17 protein-coding genes and 3 tRNA genes are annotated in these 19,842 nt (G+C 72.6%); 9 read left to right on the plus strand and 11 right to left on the minus strand.

The genetic code is table 11. The annotated features are described in order from the left end of the window. Positions 1–79: 79 nt before the first annotated feature. Complete coding sequence (locus E1285_RS07215) at positions 80–736, plus strand: response regulator transcription factor (RefSeq protein ID WP_132149372.1); 657 nt, start codon at positions 80–82, stop codon at positions 734–736. After that, entirely contained in the window at positions 733–2,007 is a 1,275-nt protein-coding gene (locus tag E1285_RS07220) for a HAMP domain-containing sensor histidine kinase (protein WP_132149374.1), read from the plus strand. Before E1285_RS07215 ends, E1285_RS07220 begins: the two co-directional genes overlap by 4 nt. Here the strand turns inward: E1285_RS07220 and E1285_RS07225 are convergent. Beyond that, positions 1,990–2,964 carry a sensor histidine kinase gene (locus E1285_RS07225; protein ID WP_165966495.1) on the minus strand — a complete coding sequence of 325 codons (975 nt, stop codon included), beginning with the start codon at positions 2,962–2,964 and terminating at the stop codon, positions 1,990–1,992. The genes E1285_RS07220 and E1285_RS07225 overlap by 18 nt on opposite strands. A 219-nt stretch (positions 2,965–3,183) precedes the next feature. Between E1285_RS07225 and E1285_RS07230 the strand changes: the two genes are divergently transcribed. Continuing rightward, entirely contained in the window at positions 3,184–3,693 is a 510-nt protein-coding gene (locus E1285_RS07230; RefSeq protein WP_132149378.1) for a DUF664 domain-containing protein, read from the plus strand. A 26-nt stretch (positions 3,694–3,719) separates the two neighbouring features. On the opposite strand, the gene E1285_RS07235 is transcribed toward E1285_RS07230, so the two are convergent. From E1285_RS07235 to E1285_RS07255, 5 genes are all read right to left on the minus strand, one after another. Continuing rightward, positions 3,720–5,066, minus strand: a complete 1,347-nt coding sequence (locus tag E1285_RS07235; protein WP_243722613.1) for a glycosyltransferase family 4 protein — start codon at positions 5,064–5,066, stop codon at positions 3,720–3,722. A 61-nt stretch (positions 5,067–5,127) separates the two neighbouring features. Then, the gene (locus E1285_RS07240) at positions 5,128–6,333 is read right to left on the minus strand and encodes an Ig-like domain-containing protein (RefSeq protein ID WP_243722615.1); all 1,206 of its coding nucleotides are present in this window, start codon (positions 6,331–6,333) and stop codon (positions 5,128–5,130) included. Positions 6,334–6,510: 177 nt separating this feature from the next. Continuing rightward, complete coding sequence (locus E1285_RS07245) at positions 6,511–7,677, minus strand: Ig-like domain-containing protein (RefSeq protein ID WP_243722616.1); 1,167 nt, start codon at positions 7,675–7,677, stop codon at positions 6,511–6,513. Between the two features lie 126 nt (positions 7,678–7,803). After that, on the minus strand, positions 7,804–8,787 hold the full coding sequence (locus E1285_RS07250; RefSeq protein WP_243722617.1) for a VC0807 family protein: 984 nt from the start codon (positions 8,785–8,787) through the stop codon (positions 7,804–7,806). Between the two features lie 229 nt (positions 8,788–9,016). Continuing rightward, entirely contained in the window at positions 9,017–9,943 is a 927-nt protein-coding gene (locus E1285_RS07255) for a LysR family transcriptional regulator (RefSeq protein WP_132149382.1), read from the minus strand. A gap of 157 nt (positions 9,944–10,100) precedes the next feature. On the opposite strand from E1285_RS07255, the gene E1285_RS07260 reads away from it, so the two are divergent. Next, positions 10,101–11,438 carry a pyridoxal phosphate-dependent aminotransferase gene (locus tag E1285_RS07260; RefSeq protein ID WP_132149384.1) on the plus strand — a complete coding sequence of 446 codons (1,338 nt, stop codon included), beginning with the start codon at positions 10,101–10,103 and terminating at the stop codon, positions 11,436–11,438. 40 nt (positions 11,439–11,478) lie between these two features. On the opposite strand, the gene E1285_RS07265 is transcribed toward E1285_RS07260, so the two are convergent. From E1285_RS07265 to E1285_RS45385, 3 genes are all read right to left on the minus strand, one after another. After that, positions 11,479–11,563 (minus strand) — tRNA-Ser (locus E1285_RS07265). Positions 11,564–11,618: 55 nt separating this feature from the next. After that, positions 11,619–11,689, minus strand: a tRNA-Ala gene (locus E1285_RS07270). A 15-nt stretch (positions 11,690–11,704) separates the two neighbouring features. Further along, positions 11,705–11,776 (minus strand) — tRNA-Trp (locus E1285_RS45385). 306 nt (positions 11,777–12,082) lie between these two features. On the opposite strand from E1285_RS45385, the gene E1285_RS07275 reads away from it, so the two are divergent. Then, positions 12,083–12,655, plus strand: a complete 573-nt coding sequence (locus E1285_RS07275) for a hypothetical protein (RefSeq protein WP_132149386.1) — start codon at positions 12,083–12,085, stop codon at positions 12,653–12,655. A gap of 216 nt (positions 12,656–12,871) precedes the next feature. Further along, positions 12,872–13,462, plus strand: coding sequence for a CGNR zinc finger domain-containing protein (locus E1285_RS07280; RefSeq protein ID WP_132149388.1), 591 nt, complete (start codon positions 12,872–12,874; stop codon positions 13,460–13,462). A 20-nt stretch (positions 13,463–13,482) separates the two neighbouring features. Here the strand turns inward: E1285_RS07280 and folP are convergent, their stop codons facing one another. Continuing rightward, positions 13,483–14,331, minus strand: coding sequence for a dihydropteroate synthase (gene folP, locus E1285_RS07285; RefSeq protein ID WP_132149390.1), 849 nt, complete (start codon positions 14,329–14,331; stop codon positions 13,483–13,485). A gap of 178 nt (positions 14,332–14,509) precedes the next feature. On the opposite strand from folP, the gene E1285_RS07290 reads away from it, so the two are divergent. The 3 genes from E1285_RS07290 (at position 14,510) to E1285_RS07300 (ending at position 18,222) form a co-directional block, all read left to right on the plus strand. Then, the gene (locus E1285_RS07290; RefSeq protein ID WP_132149439.1) at positions 14,510–15,544 is read left to right on the plus strand and encodes a GDP-mannose 4,6-dehydratase; all 1,035 of its coding nucleotides are present in this window, start codon (positions 14,510–14,512) and stop codon (positions 15,542–15,544) included. Positions 15,545–15,648: 104 nt separating this feature from the next. After that, complete coding sequence (locus tag E1285_RS07295; protein ID WP_132149392.1) at positions 15,649–17,256, plus strand: MFS transporter; 1,608 nt, start codon at positions 15,649–15,651, stop codon at positions 17,254–17,256. Positions 17,257–17,349: 93 nt separating this feature from the next. Continuing rightward, positions 17,350–18,222 (plus strand): LysR family transcriptional regulator, encoded by an 873-nt coding sequence (locus E1285_RS07300; protein WP_132149394.1) that lies wholly within the window; start codon positions 17,350–17,352, stop codon positions 18,220–18,222. A 90-nt stretch (positions 18,223–18,312) separates the two neighbouring features. On the opposite strand, the gene E1285_RS07305 is transcribed toward E1285_RS07300, so the two are convergent. Continuing rightward, on the minus strand, positions 18,313–19,227 hold the full coding sequence (locus tag E1285_RS07305) for an AsnC family transcriptional regulator (RefSeq protein ID WP_132149396.1): 915 nt from the start codon (positions 19,225–19,227) through the stop codon (positions 18,313–18,315). Between the last annotated feature and the right edge of the window lie 615 nt (positions 19,228–19,842).

A 19,842-nucleotide genomic window follows, 5' to 3' on the forward strand; every position in this document is an offset into this window, starting at 1 on the left:
AACCGGATCGCGTTACGCCGGCGTTACGCCCGTTGCCGGAAGCTGGGGCGGGCAGGACGGCGGAGGGGAAGGGCACGACGTGCGGGTACTGATCGCCGAGGACGAGCGGATGCTCGCCGATTCGGTCGCCGAGGGCCTCAGGGCCGAGGCCTTGGCCGTGGACGTCGTCTACGACGGGGACGCGGCGCTCGAACGGCTCGGCGTCAACGACTACGACGTCCTCGTCCTGGACCGGGACCTGCCGGTCGTGCACGGCGACGACGTCTGCCGCGCCGCCGTGGAGTCCGGCGCGCTCGTCCGGGTCCTGATGCTCACCGCAGCCGTCGCCGTCCCGGCGCGGGTCGAGGGGCTGCGGATCGGCGCGGACGACTACCTGACCAAGCCGTTCGCGTTCGAGGAGCTCGTGGCGCGAGTCCAGGCCCTCGGCCGCCGCGCCCGGCCCGCGGCGCCGCCGGCGCTGGAACGCGCCGGGATCAGGCTCGACCCGTCCCGCCGGGAGGTGTACCGCGACGGCCGGTACGTGCACCTGGCGCGCAAGGAGTTCGGGCTGCTCGCCGAGCTGCTGCGCGCGGAGGGGACGGTCGTGCCGGCCGAGCGGCTGTTGGAGAAGGTGTGGGACGAGCACACCGACCCGTTCACCAACACCGTCCGGGTCACGTTGATGAAGCTGCGCCGCAAACTCGGCGACCCGCCGGCCATCGAGACCGTCCCGGGGGTGGGGTACCGGATTCCATGAAGGCGTTCACCGGACGGATGCAGCCCACGATCCGGATGCGGCTCACGCTTCTGTACACCGGCCTGTTCCTGTGCGCCGGCGTGGTCCTGCTGGGCCTGACCTACATCCTTGTGCAGAACAACCTTCAGCAAGAGGGCGCTCCGACCGTCGACGCCGTCCGGAGTCATCCGGTCAGCGGCCGGACGAGCGGGCACGCCGAGTCGTCCCCCGGGGAACCCCCCTCGACCGCCGTCAAGCTGGTCGAGGGGGCCGTGATCAGGGGACGGGAGGACGCCCAGCGCGAGACCCTGAGCGCGCTGCTCACCCAGGGCGGCATCGCCCTCGGGGTGGTGGCCGCGGCGGGGCTGGGCTTCGGGTGGCTGCTCGCCGACCGGGCGCTGCGTCCCGTCCACACGATCACCGAGACGGCGGGGCGGGTGGCGCGCAGCCACGACCTCACCGAGCGGATCGCCTACGAGGGCCCGCGCGACGACGTCAAGGAACTGGCCGACACCTTCGACACCATGCTCGCCCGGCTGGCCAGGGCGTTCGAGGGCCAGCGCCGGTTCGCCGCGAACGCCTCGCACGAGCTGCGCACCCCGCTCGCCATCAACCGCACCCTCGTCGACGTGGCGGTGCGCCGCCCGGACGCCACCGACGACGTCAAGCGGCTCGGCGAGTCGCTGCTGGTCGTCAACGGGCGCCACGAGCGGCTGATCGACGGGCTCCTCACGCTCGCGGGCACGGAGGGCATCGTGACCGACGCCAGGCCGTTGGACCTCGCGGACGTGGCGGGCCACGTGCTCGACCAGGCGACCACCGAAGCCGGTGCCCATGGCGTGATCTGCGTGCGCGCCCTCGATCCGGCCCCCGCCTCCGGCGATCCCGTCCTCCTCGAGCGGCTCGTGCAGAACCTGGTCGAGAACGCGATCCGGCACAACCACGACGGCGGCGACCTGGCGGTCGCCACCGGGGAGCGGGGCGGCCGCGCCGAGGTCGTCGTCACCAACACCGGCCCGGTCGTGCCCGGCTACGAGGTCGAGACGATCTTCGAGCCGTTCCGCCGGCTCGGCAACGACCGGGTGCGCTCCGATCGCGGCTCCGGGCTGGGGCTGTCGATCGTCCGCGCCACGGCGACCGCCCATGGCGGCACCGTGACCGCCGTTCCCCGTCCGGGCGGCGGCCTGACCGTCACCGTCCGGCTGCCCGAGCCCGCCTCCCGCGCGGCCGCAGCGGAGGCGGGCGCCGTGGAAGGCGCCGCGCGGGAGGGCGCCTCACCCGTGCGGGGGTGAGGCGCCCTGAGGCACCTCGTCGACGCCGGGGTTCGGGGTGTGCAGCCGGACCGTGGTGCCCGCCGGGCCGGGCCGCACGTCGAGGTGGTCGCAGATCTGCCGGGCGAGCCAGAACCCGTCGCCCGGCCTCGGGTCGAGCGTCGGCGGGTGCAGCCCGATGAACGGGTCGAGGGAGGTGGTGGCGGGCAGCCGGATGTCGCACACGACCTCGCCGGGCCGCGACCACAGCGCGACGCTCGGCAGTTCCCCGGCCTCGTCCGCGTCCGTCCCGGTGAGCAGCTCGCCGACCGCGGCGGAGAAGATCATCAGGTGTTCCCCGGCCAGCCCGAGCATCGCGGTCTCCATCACGATGGCGTGCCGGATCCTGCTGAGGTCCCCGGCGAACGTCAGCGTGACGGCGTCGTCCGGGCGGCCGGGCAGCGGGGAGGCCCGCGCGCGGACGAACGCGACGGGCTCGGTGTAGCCGGGGCTCTCGGCCACATCGGTGCCGTGGACCATGTGCGGATGGGTGCGCCACGCGTTGCCGACGATCTCCGGTTCGGCGACGCGGGCGTCGTAGGGGCAGATCATGTGGATGCCGGTTCCGGCGAGCACGGTGTTGAGGGCGGACTCCATGCACTCCAGCGCCTCGACCTGCCGCGCGGACCGCCCGGCCGCCCAGGCGGGCTCGGCGAGGATCCGGACCCGGGCGGCGCGGGGATGGCGGTACCGGTAGCCGGTGAAGGCGGCCACGCGCTGCGACGGGCGGCGGCCGAAGGCCGCGGTCTCGGCGAAGTCGACGTTGCGCGCGTGCCGGCCGAGCGCGGTCCGCACCAGGTCGAGGTTGGCCGGCGTGGTGGCGACCAGCACCGGTTCCTCCCGCCGCAGGCCTCCGTCGATGAACGGCACGGCCATCCGCAGGAACTCGTCGTCACCGGCATATACGCAGCCGTGATGAACGAACGCCGAACCGCTCACCCCCGGTCCCCCTTTTCCAAGCATGCCGGCGACCGTCCCGCATCCCCTCGCCGCCGTCCCCCGGTGGCCGTCCCGCCGGCGCAAACGGCGCCTCGGCTGAACGACCACGCTAAGGATCGTATGGATCACTTTGAGTATCAAGCGGAATGCCGGAATCCGCCACGCCACCGCCGGGCGCGGTCCCGGTTGGACGTGCCCGGCCGGGGTAGCGTCCTCCCAATGACCAGCACGCAACTGCTCACCGACGCGTTCGGGCGGATCCGGGAAGTGGTCCACGACGCGGCCGGCGGGCTCACCCCGGGGCAACTCGCGTACCGGGCCGATGGAGGGGCCAACTCGATCGGCTGGCTCGTCTGGCACCTCACCCGCGTCCAGGACGACCACATCGCCGACGCCGCCGGGACCTCGCAGGTGTGGACGAGCGACGGCTGGGCGGAGAGGTTCGGCCTTCCGCTCGATCCGTCCGACACCGGGTACGGCCACACCGGCGACGAGGTCGCGGCGGTCCGGGTCGAATCGGCGGAACTGCTGACGGGCTATCACGACGCCGTGCACGACAGGACCGCCGAGTACGTGGCCTCACTGACCGACGGCGATCTGGCCCGGGTCGTGGACCGCGCCTGGGATCCGCCGGTGACCCTGGCCGTGCGGCTGGTCAGCGTGATATCCGATGACCTGCAGCATGCCGGCCAGGCGGCCTTCGTCCGCGGCCTCCTGCCGCGCGGCTGAGCCGCGCCCGTTCATCGGTCACGGGGTCACCGGTCGCTGCCGGAGACGCTCAGGTCGGAATCCTCCACGATCTCTCCGGCGTGCGGGGCGACGCCTCGCGGCGCGGACGGACGGAGACCGGAGATCAGGCGGGACCACCGCGCGCCGATGTGCTCCAGGTCGTAGGCACGGGCGGAACGCACGGCCTGCTCGCCCAGGCGGTCGCGGAGGGCGGGGTCCGCGATCAGCTCGCGGAGCGCGGCGGTGAGCGCGTCCACGTCCCCGGTGGGCACGAGCAGCCCGTCGCGGCCGTGCGTGATCAGCTCGGGCGGGCCGAACGGGCAGTCGAACGACACGACCGGGAGCCCCATTCCCATGGCCTCGATGATGACCATCGGCATGCCCTCGCGGCGCGACGACAGGGCGTAGATCGACGCGCGCGCCATCTCGCCGTGCAGGTCGCGGGTGAGACCGCACAGCCGCACCCGCTCGGCGAGGCCCAGCTCGTCGATCAGGGCGCCGAGCCGGTCCCGGCGCACCCCGGAGCCGAAGATGCGCAGCGTCCAGCCCGGATGCTCGGCGGCGATCGGCGCGAAGGCGCGGATCAGCAGGTCGAAGCCCTTGTTGCTCACGAGCCGCCCGGCCGCCAGCACGACCTCGTCCGCGCGCCGCGACGGCCGGCCCGGCAGCGGCGGCGCGGCGTTGGGGATCCGGACGATGCGGACACCCGACCCGGTGAGGGCGCTCTCATAGCCGGCGCGGGCCGGCTCGGTGAGGACGCTGAGGACGGTGAGCCGGCGGTAGGCGCGGACGACCTGCCGCCTGAGGGCGGGCTGGTAGGACTCCAGGCTCATGTGGTCCTGCCCGATCGTCGCGGTGCCGCGCGGCGCGAGCTCGGCCGCCAGCAGGACGAGGGACGGCCGGGTCCCGATGAGCACGTCGGCCGGTGAGCGGTACAGGGCCCGCAGCAGGCACACGTCCGACCAGAGGCTCATGAGGCGGAAGGACGCCTCCTCGGACGGGACCAGGAGGCTCGGGAGCCGGGCCAGGAGGCGGGCCGCCCTGCCCTTGGGGACGAAGCGGTCGTCGGCGTAGGTGAGCGTGGCGTCGCCGGGCACCGGGAAGAACGGCTTCCTGCTCCGGCGCAGGACGCTGACGATCTCGACGTCGTGGTCGCGGGTCAGGTGCCCGCACAGGTTCAGCACGGTGTGGATCGTGCCGCCGGTCCCGTGCGCGTTCTGGAGGAGGACGCGGACGCGGAGCCGCTCCCCCGGCGGCGGCACGCGCGCCCATCGCAGCGGGCACAACGTCCAGAGCGCCGCGCGGCGCAGAGCACGGTGTGCTCCGCGCCGGACGCGGCGCCGCAGTCTCGGCTTTCTCGCTTGTTCCTTCACCGGGTCCCCGTTCACAGGCGGCCGTGTCCGGCCCCCTTCCCGCGGACGGGCCCGGTCAACATCACCCGGTGGTCACGGTACGGTCGAGGGCGCTTCCCTTGACCCAGCGGCTCCACGACATCTCGTAGTAGCTCCAGCCGTTGTCCCACTCCAGCTTGCGCTTGCTCCCGGTGATGATCACCGGGTCGCCGCGGTAGGACCACTTGTAGAACCAGCGAGCGTCCTTGGGGGGCGAGTTGACGCAGCCGTGGCTGACGTTCTGCTCGCCCTGCGCCCACACGGTCGAGGCCATCGAGTGGACGTACTCACCCTTGATGGAGATCCGCACCGCCCAGGGGATGACCTCCTTGTAGCCGCCGTTCTTCTTGTCCTTCGGGTCGACGCCCATCCACTCCGACGTCATGATCGCCGGATTCTCCTTGCCCATGGTCATGTGGATGCCGCTGGCGGTGAGGAAGGTATCGACGCCGTTGACCACGCGCCCGCCCTTGCCGGCGCTGATGGGCCAGCTCCGGACCTTCTTCCCGTTCTCCTTGGCGACGGCCTTCTTGGACTTGGTGCTGATGTGGGTGATGTGGGAGTCGCCGATCCGGAAGCCGCGGCTGTAGTCGGACGTGCCGTAGGTCCTCTTGCCCGACTTCACACCGGCCAGCTTGGCCTTGAACATCACCTTCTGGTTGGGCTTCCAGTACTCGCCGTTCTTGGTGCGGAAGATCGCCGTGGTGTCGTTCATCCAGAACCACGCGCCGGTGGCGGGCTTGGTGGACTTGACCTCGAAGGCCTTCTCGACGGCCTTCTTGTCGCCGACCTCCCGGTTGAAGACCACCTGGATCGGCATGCCCACGCCGACCTTCTCGTTCTTGGTGGGCGTGATGTCGACGATCTCGAGTCTCTGCGGCGCCTTGTGCGTGGCGAACGTGGCGTTGACCGTGGCCGACTTGCCCTGCGGGCTCGTGGCGACCGCGTTGACCTGGTACTTGGAACCCGGCCGCAGAGTGCGCGATTTCCAGTTCGTCTTGTCGGCGGCCATCTTGCCGTCGACCGGCTTGCCCTTGAGCATCACGGTGACCTTGTCGAGCGTGCCGCCCGCGGCGGTCACGGTGACGCCGTCCTCCGGGCTCGCCTTGGTGTTCCCGTTGCCCGGGTCGATCGTCACCTGAGGGGCCTGCGCGTCGGCCTTCTCGCCGACGGTGACGCCCTTGTCCTCTTCTCCCCCGCTACAGGCCGTCGTCAGGAGCAGCACGACCCCCGCCAGCGCCGTGCCCACCCGAACTCCTGCGGAAAGCCTCCGCTGCACCTCAACCTCCAGTAACCCCGCCGTCTACCAGGGAGACATTAGCGACAAAAGTCGTCGGTGATGCCGCCACCCCGGCTTTTTGGAGTCGGCCGAGATCAAAGCGTTGTAGAACGGCACGCCATCCTGCCTGCTCCGCCGTACCGCAGGTCAGCCCAGTGCGCTCCCCTGGCGCCACTTGTCGAACGACATCTGCCACTGGCCCCAGCCGTTGTCCCACTCGAGCTGCCGGTCGGTGCCGGTGAGCTTGAGGACGTCGCCGCGCTGCATGATGTCGTAGTACCAGCGCGCGTCCGAGGGGCTGAGGTTGATGCAGCCGTGGCTGACGTTGGCCGAGCCCTGCGAGCCGACCGACCAGGGGGCCGAGTGCGTGTACTGGCCGCTCGCGGAGAACCGGACCCCGTGGTCGACGACCTGCTTGTAGTAGCCGGGGTCGCCGGGCTTGCGGCCGGGCGACGTCATCGTGACGGGGTTGCTCTTCTCCATCAGCAGGTGGACGCCGCTGCTCGTCGTGTACTCCCGCGTCTGCCCGTTGCCCGCGCTGAACGGGAGGGTCCGCAGCTTCTCGCCGTCCCTCGTCACGGTCATCCGGTGCTTGCCGATGTTCCCGGTGGTGATCTGGGCGGCGCCGATGGCGATGTTCGCCTGCGCGTCCTCGGCCCCGTAGACCCCGCCTCCGGCGTTCACACCGGCCAGCTTCGCGTGGAAGCGGACCGTCTGGTGCGGCTGCCAGTACGTCTTCGTGCGGTACACGACCTTGTCGGAGCCGATCCACCGCCATGCGCCCTCGACCGCCTTGCCGGGCGTGACGGTCAGCGTCCGCTCCACCGCGGCCTTGTCGGCGACCGGCCGGTCGAAGGTGACGATGATCGGCATGCCGACGCCGACCTTCTCGCCCTTGCGGTTGGGCGTGACGTCGGCGATCTTGAGCGTTTCCGCCGCCTTCCGCGTGGTGAACGAGCTGGTGGACGTGCGGGTCTCGCCGTCGTCGCGGACCTGCGCGGTGACGGTGTAGGACGTGCCCGGCGTCATCGTCCGGTCGGAGCGCCACGTCCTGCGCTCATCGCCGAACTTGCCGGTGACGGTGGCCCCCTTGCCCTGGACGGTGACGTTCTGCAGCCTGCCGTCCGAGGCCTTCACCTCGATCGTCCCGTCCGGCTTGACCTGCGCGGTCCCGCCGGCCGGAGTGATCGTCACGGGCTCACCCGACTCTCCCGAGGTCAGGCTGCCCTCGCCGCCGACCGTGCAGCCGGCCACGAGCATCGCCGCCACGCCCGTGCCGCCGGTCAGCGCCAGCCTGAAACGGCCCCTGGTCACCACAGTCTCCCCCAAAGGAAAAGTTCTCGCCCCGTATCTGTCTACCCGACAAATGAGACGTCCCGGACGGGCCAGAAGTTCGGCTCGCCGGACGGGGAAAACACAGCTCAGACCGGATGGGGCCGCTCAGGCGGCGGCGGTTCCCTCGGCCGGCTCGCGGTTGACGCGGCGCACGAGCCGCTTGAAGCCCCACACCGAGACGGTGATGCCGATGGCGCCCAGCCCGGCGACGATGCCGGTGCGGAACCACAGGTACATGCTGATCGACTGGCTGAACAGCATCCACAGGCTCACGCCCACGTTCGCCATCAGCACCGCCGACCACAGCAGCGAGATCCGCAGGAAGAACCGGTGGACCCTGTCGTGCTTGTAGAACGCGTCGGGGATCGGCGCCATGTCCTTGGCGAGCTTCATGGCCAGCGGCTTGCCCAGCGGCACCGAGGCGAGGAAGGCCATGCTCACGCACAGCGTCCCGAGCGTCGGCTGCAGGAAGTACACGACCGCGCTGCCCGTCGCGGCCGCGAGTCCCGCGCGGACGGTCACGCCGACCGCGGCCAGCAGCAGCAGCCCCGAGACCGGATGCCCGCGCACGTACCGGTAGACGATGCCGCCGTACACCCAGGCGACGGCGGCGACGAGCGCGCCGGTCAGCCCGAGGAGCGAGAGCGCGACGTAGAAGACCACGACGGGGGCGATGACGCCCTCGACGAACCTCGGGAGCGCGTGCATGAGCAGCGAGGGCAGCCGCGGCAGTTCGAAGACGAGGTGCCCGTGGCCGTGCGCGTCCTGGGACTCGGGCGCACGCGTGATCCCCGCCCGATCCTCGGCGTCCGGGGCCTCGGCGTCCGGGGCCTCCGCGTCCGGGGCCTCCGCGTCCGGGGAGAAGGTCTCAGCCGTGGAGACCTCCGCGGGGCGTGCCAGCGCCAGGCGGGCCCGCGCGAGGCGGGTCCGGGCGGAACGGGTCCACGCGGGACGGGGCTCCGCCACCGGGGCGGCCGCCGTGGGCGCGGGGGTTCCCGCCGCCCCGGAGGGCCGTGCGGGCATGGTCGCGGGTCGATCCATCGAGTGCTGTGCTCCCCGATCGGTGTGCAGGTACTCGGATGTGCTCACGATTCGCCCCACCGTACGTGATGATCCGCGCCCGTCTGTCCGCTTTGGGATGATCCGGGCTGCGCGGCCTTCCTACCCTTAGTTCGGCTCCGCGTCCCGTTTGGTTCGGCTGCTCGGTTCGGCTGCGCGAGTCGGCTGCGCGCCTCGTCCGGTCCGAATGACCTCCGGACATCGCCGGAGTGCGCCGGTGTGATCCCGGTCTCGGTTCCGACTCTAACCGGTCCTTCGCTCAGCTCTCCGGCGGGGCGGGCTGAGCGTCGCGGGCGGCGGCGTAGATGGCCCTGAGCGTGACCGCCACCGAGGGCCTGCGCACGCTCGCGGTCCTGGTGACGGCGTAGACCTCGCGCGCCAGCGTGCATTCGGGGATGCGCCGCACCGCCACGCCCTGGTCGCCGGCGGCGAGGGCGAGCGCGGGCACCGCCGTGATGCCGATCCCCCGCGCGACCAGGCTCAGGATGGTGTGCAGTCCCTCGAACTCCCACGGGACCGGGCGGGCGCCGCCGACGGTGTCCAGGATCCGTTCGAGGGCCTGCCGGGACGGTTCCCCGGGCGGCGCCGCCATCCACGGCTCCTCCCGGAGCTGCTGCAGGTCCACGCTCCGCCCGGGATCCGACATGGGGTGCGTGGCGGGGACCACGAGGACCAGCGGGTCCCGGCGCAGGTGGAAGAACTCCAGGGCCGCCGGCGACTGGTCGGGGACCTTGCCCGTCCAGTCGTCGATGAGCGCGATGTCCACCTCGCCGTTCTGGACCTGCCGGATGCCGTCGCCGGGCCGGGTCTGGCGCAGGACGAACGTCAGCCCGGGATGCTCGCCGAGGCTCCGCGCCAGCGCGGGCGCCAGGGCGACCGCCGCGGTGGGGAACGCGGTGACCACGACCCGCCCCATCGGGGCGCCGGACTGCGCCGACAGCTCCGCCTCGGCGGTCTCCACCAGGGAGAGGATCTCCTCGGCGCGCTCGGCCAGCCGGCGTCCGGCATCGGTCAGCTCCGCGCTGCGGGCCGTCCGGTCCAGCAGCGGGACGCGGGCCTCGCGTTCGAGGGCGGACAGCTGCTGGGAGACCGCCGACGCGGTGTAACCGAGGGCTGAGGCGGTCGCGGCGATGCTGCCGCGGCGGGCGAATTCGGCGAGAAGGCGGAGGCGGCGGAACTCTAGCATCAGCCCATCTTACGGTCACCATCGATGAGAGTCGCTTGTGATGATGCTAGAAGCGGGCAAGTATTGATTCGAGCCCGGCAGGGGTCGCACAGGGGGAATCCGCAGTCACCCGCCGCTGTTTCGCCATGCCCTTTTTCGCCATGCCTTTGGAGTATTGATGCCTGCCCAGAAAGAGTCCGCGTCCGTCCGCCCGTTGCCCTTCTCCCCGCGTCCGGTCGCGCTGTCGGCGACGCTCGCGGTGAACGAGGCGATCGCGCGCAAACGCAGGGAGGGCCGGCGCGTCCTGCCCCTCGGCTTCGGGGAGGCCGGGATACCGATACATCCCGCCCTGACCCGCGAGCTGGGCGCGGCGGCGGGCAAGGGCGCCTACGGGCCGGTAGCCGGGTCCGCCGCGCTGCGCGCCGCCGCCGCCGGCTACTGGGCCCGGCGCGGGCTGCCCACCGACCCGTCCACGGTCGTCGCCGGCCCCGGCAGCAAGCCGCTCCTGTACGCCCTGCTCACCGCGCTCGGCGGCGACGTCGTCGTGCCGGCGCCGAGCTGGGTGACCTACGCCGCGCAGACGTCGCTGGTCGGCGCCGAGCCGATCCGCGTCGCCACCCCGCCCGGCGAGGGCGGCGTACCGAGCCCGGCCCTGCTGGCCGACGCCGTCGTGCGGGCCCGCGCGCGGGGCCGGGACGTGCGGGCCGTGGTGGTGACGCTTCCCGACAACCCGACGGGCACGATCGCCTCCGAGGACACCGTGCGGCGGCTGTGCGCGGTGGCGCGCGAGCAGGACCTGGTCGTGATCTCCGACGAGATCTACCGCGACCTGGTGCACGAGCCGGGGCGGACGGCGCCGAGCCCGGCCCGGCACGCGCCCGAGCGGACCGTGGTGACGACCGCGCTGAGCAAGAGCCTGGCGGCGGGCGGCTGGCGGCTGGGCGTCGCGCGGCTGCCCGACGGCCCGTTCGGCCGCGCGCTGCGCGACAGCCTGCTGGGCGTGGCGAGCGAGATCTGGTCCAGCGCCCCGGCCCCGATGCAGCACGCCGCCGCGTACGCGCTCGCCGAGCCGCCCGAGCTGGTCGAGCACGTCGACCGCAGCCGGCGCCTGCACGCCGCGATCACCGGCGCGGTCGCCGACCGGTTCGCCGCCGCGGGGGCCCGGGTCGCCCGGCCGGAAGCGGCCTTCTACGTCTATCCCGACTTCGGCCCGGTCCGGGACGCGCTGCGCGCGAACCACGGCGTCCGGACGGCCGGGGAGCTGACGCATCTCCTGCTGGAACGCTACGCAGTGGGCGTCCTGCCGGGCAGCTCGTTCGGGGACGCCCCGGCCTCCCTGCGGATGCGGGTGGCGCCGAGCCTCCTCTACGGGGAGGACGACGAGCAGCGTCTCGCGGCCCTGGCCTCCCCCGCTCCGGCGTCGCTGCCCTGGATCGCGGCCGCCCTGGACCGCCTGGGCGACGTCCTCGCCGACCTGTCCGAGCCGGTCAACGCCGGGCAGCCGGCGCTGACGTGAGCCCGGTCGCAGGCGTGTTCCCGGCAAAGGGCGGGAATTGCGGAGGGTAAGGGAGTCGAACCCCTTCGAGTATCACCTCGACGTCAGTTTTCGAAACTGCTGCCTTACCGTTCGGCCAACCCTCCGGGGGCGAACGCGGCGGGCCGTCCGGGAGAGCGGACGGCCCGCCGCGCGTGCCGGTGGACCAGCAGGGAGTCGAACCCTGATCGCTTCCTTGCAAGGGAAGTGTGCTTCCGTTACACCACAAGCCCGTCGTCGCTACTCGGCAGGGGCGGTAGGAGTCGAACCCACTTTCCGCCGGTTTTGGAGACCGGCCGCCTAACCGGTGGCTCGCCCCTTCGCGCCTTCGCACTGTTCGATGTGTTCAATGATGCGGAGGTCCCCTTCCCCGGCACAAAGCATTTTCTGCGTACCGGCCCGGACGCGCACGGTGATCGGCGCGCGAGCCCGGCCGTGCGGAGGATCACAGCCTGGCCCGACCGGCGCATATAAGCGTGGTGTAAGGTCCAACGACGCACGGGGCGAACGTCACGAACAGACCAACGCCAGGGCAAGCGCCGCCCTGCCCGTACTGCCCGTGATAAACCCAAGACGAGCACGAAGTCACGCGAGTGATGAGATTAATGAAGGCGAGGGGGCCCGCCATGAGGCATGCACGGGACGGCGCTGCCGCGGCGATGAGCGCCGCCTCCAGGATCCTCGTCGCGCGCGGCAAGAACGAGCCCCAGGAGATGGAGAACCCCGAAGTCGCCTGGGGCCAGCGCGCCCGTGACGGCGTGTGGGTGCCGACCAGGGACGGGCAGCGGATCCACCTCGGCATTGACGTGACGGCGGCCGACACCGTCGCGCAGGTCCTGCGCCCGAGCCTGCGGGTGTTCGTGGGCGTGGACGTCGACACCGACATCGTCGCCCAGACGACGGCCGGCGGCGTGCGGCTGCTGACCGTGATCCACGGACCCGACGCCCCCTCGGAGTTCCGCTTCCACGTCTCCCTCGCCGACGGCCTGACTCTGGAGTCGATGCCGTCCGGCGGCTACGACGTCGTCCACCTGCGCTACGGCGCGACCGTGGGCCGCCTCTACAACCCGTGGGCGAGCGACTCGATGTTCCGCCAGGTGAAGGCCGACTACACGCTCGAGGGCTCGATCGTCACGATGCGGGTCCAGCACACCGACGCCTACTACCCGGTCGTCGCCGACCCCAACTACGAGCGCTGAGCCCCTCCGGGGCACGGCGCGGTTCGGCACCGCGCGCCGCCGCCGGCTGGAGCGTTCCCGGCAGGACGATGCCGCCGGCACGCCAGCGCTTTCTGGCGGGGTGCGCGCGGACGGGCGCGCCCGCCGTCATATGGTTGGGGGCCACGGGCCGCTCTCGCGGCTCCCGGCGGCGCTGCCGGGCACACGACCGCCCCGGTCCCGGAGACTGGAGTCATTGTGATCTTCACGCATGACACCGAGCACGCGCTCGCCGTCGTCGTCGACCTGATCAACACGGGCGCCGCGGCGTCCGGCGCCGAGCGCCTCGGCGGGCTGCCCGGCCTGCGCTCGTTCGTGGAGCGCAACGCGTTCAGCGACGTGGGCCGGCTCACCGACACCGACCTCGTGCGCGTCCTGGACCTGCGCGCACGCTTCCACGCGGTGTTCCGCGCCGGCGGCGTCCCGTCCGCCGTGCGCCGGATCAACGAGATCGTCGGCGAGGTCCGCACCACCCCGCACCTGACCGACCACGACGGCTACGACTGGCACGTGCACTTCTTCGCGCCCGGCGCGCCGCTCGGCGAGCACCTGGCCGCCGACTGCGGGATGGCACTGGCGTACGTGGTGGCGGCCGGTGAGCTGGACCGGCTGCGCACCTGCGAGGCCCCGGACTGCGCACGCGTCCTGGTGGACCTGTCGCGCAACCGCTGCCGCCGCTACTGCGACAGCCGGACCTGCGGAAACCGCATGCACGTGGCCGCCTACCGCGCCCGCCAGCGGGAAGCGGGCGGCCCGTCGTCCCCGCAGAAGGAGACCGCCAGCCACTGACCGGTGATCTCGGGCCGTCTTCAGGCGGGACGAGGCACGACGGCGCTGACGGCGTCCAGGGCCTTGCGGGTGGACGCTACGTCGTGGACGCGGAAGACGCGGGCGCCGAGCAGGGCGGAGACTCCCAGGACGGCCATGGTGCCGACGCCGCGCCCACTGACCGGGAGGCCGAGGGTCTCCCCGATGAAGTCCTTGTTGGACACCGCGACCAGGACCGGCCATCCGGTGGCGGTCAGCTCGCCGAGCCGCCTGGTGATCTCCAGTGAGTGCCGGGTGTTCTTGCCGAAGTCGTGCGCGGGGTCGATGAGGATCGCCTCGCGCCGCACCCCGAGGGCGGCGGCGCGCTCCGCCTCGGCCGTGACGTGCCCGACGACGTCCGCGACGACGTCGTCATAGCCGATCCGGTGCGGGCGGGTCCGGGGGGCCTGGGCGCCCGCGTGCGAGCAGACCAGGCCGATGCCGTGCGCGGCGGCGACCTCGGCGAGCCGCGGGTCGGGCCCGCCCCAGGTGTCGTTGAGCAGGCCGGCGCCCGCCCGTGCCACGGCCTCGCCGACCTCGGCGCGCCAGGTGTCGACGCTGATCACCACGCCGGGGTGGCGGTCGCGGACGGCGGCGACGAGATCGACGACCCGGCGCAGCTCCTCGCCGACGCCGACGTCCTCGCCGGGGCCGGCCTTCACTCCGCCGATGTCGACGATGTCGGCTCCGGCCGCCACGGCCCGTCCCACGGCGTCCAGGGCCGCGTCGAATCCGTACGTGGCGCCCCGGTCGAAGAACGAGTCGGGGGTGCGGTTCACCACGGCCATGATCGCGTGCGGGCCGATGTCCCGCCCGCCCAGCCGCAGCGGCGGCACGTCCGGAGAGCTCATGATGCCCTCACCGTGGCACATCGGCGGCCCGGCGGGCCAACCAGAAGAGAATTCGGTTCAAACGGTGCCCTCCCTCGTCATCGGCATGGCGCGGTCGGTAACCTCATATGTCACGCTCGTTGCGGGATCGAACCCGTGGTGGGCCCGCGTCGGACCTATTTCAGCCATGGAGGATCCGCTGTCCAGGCGAGCACTCATCACCGGCATCACCGGACAGGACGGCTCGTATCTGGCCGAGCATCTGCTAGGGCTGGGATACGAGGTCTGGGGCCTGGTGCGGGGGCAGGCGAACCCCCACGTGTCGCGGCTGCGCAAGCACATCGGCGACGTGCAGATCACCACCGGCGACCTGCTCGACCAGGGCAGCCTGATCTCGGCGGTGGAGCGGGTGGAGCCCGACGAGGTCTACAACCTGGGCGCGATCTCCTACGTCCCGATGTCCTGGCAGCAGCCCGAGCTCACCACCGAGGTCACCGGCGTGGGCGTGCAGCGGATGCTGGAGGCGATCCGCGTGGTGTCGGGCATCAGCCCGTCCCGGACGCCGGGCCGCGAGCAGATCCGCTTCTACCAGGCGTCGTCCTCGGAGATGTTCGGGATGGTCCGGGAGACGCCGCAGAACGAGAAGACGCCGTTCCACCCGCGCAGCCCGTACGGGGTGGCCAAGAGCTTCGGGCACTACATCACGCAGAACTACCGCGAGTCCTACGGGATGTTCGCGGTCAGCGGCATCCTGTTCAACCACGAGTCGCCGCGGCGGGGCGCGGAGTTCGTGACCCGGAAGGTGTCGCTCGGCGCGGCGCGCATCAAGCTGGGCCTGGCCACGGAGCTGCGCCTCGGCAACCTCGACGCGCGGCGCGACTGGGGCTACGCGGGCGACTACGCCCGCGCGATGCGGATGATGCTGGCGCAGGACGACCCCGAGGACTACGTCATCGGAACGGGCCACACCCAGTCGGTGCGGGAGCTGGTGGAGTTCGCGTTCCGCACGGCGGGCCTGGACTGGGAGGACCACGTCGTCCTGGACGCGCGCTACACCCGCCCCGCCGAGGTCGACCTGCTGTGCGCCGACCCCAAGAAGGCCCGCGAGCAGCTCGGCTGGGAACCGGAGCTGTCGTTCGAGGAGCTGGTGACGATGATGGTCGAGTCGGACCTGCGGCTGCTGTCGCGGTCCACGCGGCCCGAGGACGAGCCGTTCAGCCCCGACCACTGGTGACCGCCGGCCACCCGTGATCGCCGGCAGGGGTGTGACCCGGGCGCGGCGTGGCACGATACGGGTATGCGCGTTGAAGGCATGCCCGCCGACGGGCTGACCGTCTGATGCCGGACGTCCGGCTCGGCACCGGTCCCGGTCGCTGGATCCTGCTGGCGACGGTCCTCGGATCGGGCGTGGCGATGCTCGACGCCACTGTCGTGAACGTCGCGCTCCCGGCGCTGGCGGACGACCTCGGCGCCGACATGGCCGGGCTGCAGTGGACGGTGAACGCCTACACGCTGACGCTCGCCGGGTTCATCCTGCTCGGCGGCTCGCTCGGCGACCGGTTCGGGCGGCGGAAGGTCTTCCTCATCGGCGTGGTGTGGTTCGCGGCCGCGTCGGCGCTGTGCGGCCTCGCCCTGAACGTCGAGATGCTGATCGTGTCGCGGGCGCTGCAGGGGGTGGGCGGTGCCCTGCTCACCCCGGGCTCGCTGGCGATCATCCAGGCGTCGTTCCACGCCGAGGACCGGCCCCGGGCGGTGGGCGCCTGGTCGGGCTTCGGCGGCGTCGCGAGCGCGATCGGGCCGTTCGCGGGCGGCTGGCTGGTGGAGGCCGCGGGCTGGCGGTGGGTGTTCCTGCTGAACGTGCCGCTGGCCGCCGTGGTGATCCTGGTGGCGGCGCGGCACGTCCCCGAGAGTGTCGACCCGGAGGCACGCGGGCGCTTCGACGTGCTCGGCGCCGCACTGGCGGCCCTCGCCCTGGCGGGGACGACCTACGCGTTCACCGAGGCGCCGGGCGGCGACGCGGCCCCGGCGGTCATCGGCGCCGCCGCCGTCGCGGGCCTGGCGGCCGCCGTGGCGTTCGTCGTCGTGGAGCGGGCCCGCGGCCGGGGACGGTCCCTGCCCGGCGCGCGGGCCGGGCGCAGGCCGCCGCAGCCGATGCTGCCGCTGGACGTCTTCGCCTCCCGCCAGTTCTCCGCCGTCAACGTCGTCACGTTCATCATGTACGGCGGCATGGGCGTGATGTTCTTCCTGTTCGTCCTGAACCTGCAGGTGGTCGGCGGGTTCTCGCCGGTCGCGGCGGGGACGGCGCTGCTGCCGGTCACGGTGCTGATGCTGCTGCTGTCCGCGCGGGCGGGCGCGCTCGCGCAGCGGATCGGCCCGCGGCTGCCGATGACGGCCGGGATGCTGGTGGCGGCCGCCGGGATGCTGCTGGTCTCCCGGATCGGCGCGGACGCCTCGTACGTGCGCGAGATCCTGCCCGCCGTGGTGGTGTTCGGGCTCGGCCTGTCGGCGGTGGTCGCGCCGCTCACCGCCACCGTGCTCGCCACCGCGGAGGTCCGGCACGCGGGCGTGGCCAGCGGCGTGAACAACGCGGTGGCGCGGGCGGCGGGGCTGCTCGCGGTGGCGGCGATCCCGCCGCTGGCGGGGCTGACCGGCGACGCCTACCAGAACCCCGGCGTGTTCTCGCGCGGGTTCGGGATCGCGATGGTGACGTGCGCGGCGCTGCTGGCGGCCGGGGCGGTGCTGGCCTTCCTGACCGTCGGCGACGACGCGCTGCGGACTCCCACCGGGGAGCAGGTCGTGCCGGAATGCCGGAGCCAGTGCGGTGTCGGCGCCCCGCAGCTGCAGCCCGAGCCGGACACCGTCCCGGTCGGCCCGGACGGTACGGGGGACGCGGGCGGTGCCGACGGCCTGGACGGGGGCCCCGCCGCCGGGCCGCCGCGACCTTGATCACCAGGCCGAGCGTGGCCCGCCGCGGCTGATTCTCGGTCCGATTCCGGCTATGTCCAGGACCGGATCGGTTCGTTGGCATACGGTCAGGGCATGAATCTGCGGCAGCTGCGCTACGTCGTGGCGACCGCCGACCACGGCACGATGACGTCGGCGGCCCAGGCTCTCTACGTGGCCCAGCCCGCGCTCTCGCGGGCCGTCCGCGAACTGGAGCGCGAGCTGGGCGTCGAGCTGTTCGCGCGTTCCGGCCGGGGGGTCGTCCTCACCCCCGTCGGCGAGCAGGTGGTCCGGGAGGCCCGCGTCGCCCTGGACGCCGTCGAGGCGATCGAGGCCCTGTCGGTCACCCGGGCCAACGGGCGCGGCGCCGAGTTGCGCATCGCCGTGACCGCGTCCCTGGAGCCTGAGCTGACCGGCCGCCTCATCCCCCGGTTCGCCCGCGACCAGCCGGCCGTGCGGGTCCGGGTGATCCGCTGCGAGGACCGCGACCAGGTCGCGGCGGCGCTGCGCGCGGGCCGCGCCGACCTCGCGCTGACCGACCTGCCCGTCCCGGGCGACATGTCCGCGCACCCGTTCGAGCAGCGGGAGGTCGTGCTGATCTCGCCGCCCGCGCTGCGGGTGCGCGAGCCGGTGCCGCCGGCGGCGCTGGACGGGATGCGGCTGGTGCTGCCCGCCCGCGGCAGCGCCCGGCGGGCCGAGATCGACATGATGCTGCGGCGCATCGGCGCCACCCCGGTCGCCGCCGTCGAGTCCGACGAGCGCGGCGCATGGCTCGGCCTGGTCCGCGCCGGGATGGGCTCCCTGCTCTGGTACCGCAACCAGATCGACGACACCGAGGGCGTGACCGTCCGGTCGTTCATGCCGCCGATCACCCGCATGATCGGGCTCGTCCACGCGCACCGCAGGCTGCCGCCCGCCGCCCGCGACTTCCTGGCGTTCGCCAAGGAGACGGCCCGCGAAGACCACTGACCGGGCCGGGCCGGGCCGGTCGCGGTTCGGGCCGGTCGCGGGCGGTGCCCCCGGCTGCGGTTCGGACCGCGGCCGGGGGCGGGGATCCGGTCAGGACGACCCGTTGAGGGGGAACTCGGGAAGCTCGACGGCGTAGGACTCCTTGACCACGTCCAGGTGATGCCAGGACTCCCTGACCGTCACGCCGGGCACGGAACGGATGGCGTCCAGCACGGCGACCAGCCCGCTGCGGGAGGTCGCCTCGGCCTGCCCGACGATGTCGTAGCGGCCGAAGCCCGTCGCCAGGTAGCGGATGCCGTCCTGGGCGGCGACCGCCTCGGCGACCTTCCGCAGCCCGCCGGTCACCACCAGCCCGAACCCGCCGAGCTCGGCGGCGCCGAGGGCCAGCGGGTCGGCCAGGCCGGTGACCTGGATGACGCCCGAGCGCATGAGCCTGACCACCCGGGCCCGGGTCGCGGCCTGCGACAGCCCGATGATGTGCGCGAGCCGGGTGTAGGGGGCGCGCCCGTCCTGCTGCAGCTCGTGCAGGAGCCGCCAGTCGATGCCGTCGAGGCTGACCTCGCCGAGCTCGCGCACCACCGCGTGCGTGTCGCGCACGGTGGCCACCGACCGGAACACCTCCGCCGCGCGCACGCCGGGGATGGACCTGATGTGGTCCACCTCGGCCGCGAGCGCGGCGTCGTCACGGGTGCGCACCTGCGCGACCAGGTCGTGCGGGCCGGCGGTCAGCGCGGTGAAGCTGACGGCCGGGCGCTCGGCGATGGCCGACGCCACCTCCCGGGCCGAGCCGTCCACCGTGATCGAGACGTGCCCGATCGCCTCCGCGCCGACGACGGCCGCGTGCACGATGCCCACGACGCGGACGACCCGGGTTTCGAGAAGGTGCTGTACCCGTGCCCGCACCGCCGTGCGGGAAAGCCCGACACGGTCGGCGAGCGCCTGGAACGTCGCCCTGCCATCCCGCTGGAGCTCGCGGACGAGCACGGCGTCGACCGCATCCAGCACGGCTGTCCTCCTCGATATCTGATGAATCCTTTTGCCAGCAGTTGCAAGATCATTCCATTTCAGGACGGTATGACGTCAAATATTGATCTTGCTCGTGTTCGCCCTGCCCGGCGGCCGTCGATGCGTCTGTACCGGGGTCCGCGGAGCGCCGTTTCCGACGCCGTGTGAACCCCCGTGAAAGCGCAATGCTGCCGGGCTCGCGCCGCGCGTCCGGCGCGGCGCCGCGCCCGGGCGGGGAACGCGCGGGCGGCGGCCGTGCGGGGTGGCAACGATCACAGCGGCGGCCCCGGCGGGCACCGCCGCCCGGCCGGGGCGGCCCGCGGCGCGGGCGAGCGCGGCTGACCGGGCCCAAGTGCGTGACCTGCATGCGCTTCTCCCGGTGTTCTGCTGTCACGCCCCTACGGCGGGTCCCGCCGTCCGCGTGAGGCACATGTAAGAAAAGTGCATCGGGGGCGCAGTTACGTCAAGAGGTAACTTTACAGAGAGCCAACCCCCACGTTGCACCGTTTTCGACCACGTCATCGCATTCACTTCGATCACGCCTGGTAGACCGGCACGGCTTGGCCGGAGCATCGCCGGGTATGGCGCACAATGTACGGTGGCCGAGCCGCCCGG

The sequence above is a fragment of the Actinomadura sp. 7K507 genome (genome assembly GCF_004348425.1).
Lineage (GTDB): Bacteria > Actinomycetota > Actinomycetes > Streptosporangiales > Streptosporangiaceae > Spirillospora.

Excerpts from the sequence above, each read along its gene's own strand:
- E1285_RS07220 (WP_132149374.1), top strand. The coding sequence starts at position 733 with ATGAAGGCGTTCACCGGACGGATGCAGCCCACGATCCGGATGCGGCTC.
- E1285_RS07260 (WP_132149384.1), top strand. The coding sequence starts at position 10,101 with ATGCCTGCCCAGAAAGAGTCCGCGTCCGTCCGCCCGTTGCCCTTCTCC.
- E1285_RS07275 (WP_132149386.1), top strand. The coding sequence starts at position 12,083 with ATGAGGCATGCACGGGACGGCGCTGCCGCGGCGATGAGCGCCGCCTCC.
- E1285_RS07295 (WP_132149392.1), top strand. The coding sequence starts at position 15,649 with ATGCCGGACGTCCGGCTCGGCACCGGTCCCGGTCGCTGGATCCTGCTG.
- E1285_RS07230 (WP_132149378.1), top strand. The coding sequence starts at position 3,184 with ATGACCAGCACGCAACTGCTCACCGACGCGTTCGGGCGGATCCGGGAA.
- E1285_RS07255 (WP_132149382.1), bottom strand. The coding sequence starts at position 9,943 with ATGCTAGAGTTCCGCCGCCTCCGCCTTCTCGCCGAATTCGCCCGCCGC.
- folP (WP_132149390.1), bottom strand. The coding sequence starts at position 14,331 with ATGAGCTCTCCGGACGTGCCGCCGCTGCGGCTGGGCGGGCGGGACATC.
- E1285_RS07300 (WP_132149394.1), top strand. The coding sequence starts at position 17,350 with ATGAATCTGCGGCAGCTGCGCTACGTCGTGGCGACCGCCGACCACGGC.